Here is a 520-nt window from a genome sequence, read left to right as displayed (position 1 = left end):
CAAACGGGTGATGGCGGTGTGCAGGTCGGTGACTTCCTGCGCGGCGCGCAGCAGCGGACTGTTGACCACTTTGATCAGGCGCGCCGACAGCGCGGTGTCGCGGCCGATGACTTTGCTCAGGTCGCCGACGCTGATTTCCGGATCCTCGGCGGCCTTGCGAATCTGCAGGGCCACTTCCGGCAACGTTGGCAGAACCAGGTCATCGTTATCGATGGCCGCCACCAAATCCTGTTGGACCTTTTCCGCCAGTTCGCTCATTTGGACTCTCTAGGGTGTTGCAACAATGCTGCGATCAACGCTGGATTTCGCGGTCGCGATCCAGTTCGTAAGGCAGGTCGAGCACGTGCAACGCGGGGCCTTCGAGGGCGCCCAGACGCAAATCACCGGCTTCGGCAGCTTCGGCCTGCAACACGGCCAGGAGTTCAATGTTTCCCTCGGCATTGGCCGCCAGCACCACTTCGCCGATCGAGCTGTTGTGGCTGGGGGCGAACAGTTGAGTGCCGGGCTCCGGCAACTCGGC

At 62.5% G+C, this 520-nt stretch carries 1 protein-coding gene and 1 pseudogene; both read right to left on the bottom strand.

The genetic code is table 11. The features are described from left to right. A partial coding sequence (locus J5M56_RS24280; protein ID WP_207937979.1) for an HDOD domain-containing protein occupies positions 1-258 on the bottom strand: 258 nt, incomplete at its 3' end. 34 nt (positions 259-292) lie between these two features. Continuing rightward, positions 293-520: pseudogene (locus J5M56_RS24275) on the bottom strand (folate-binding protein); the annotation flags it as partial.

Source organism: Pseudomonas sp. 51_B (genome assembly GCF_017491595.1).
GTDB lineage: Bacteria > Pseudomonadota > Gammaproteobacteria > Pseudomonadales > Pseudomonadaceae > Aquipseudomonas > Aquipseudomonas promysalinigenes.
Note: the sequence above shows the minus strand (reverse complement) of the source record. Positions and strands in the feature narration are given on the sequence as shown.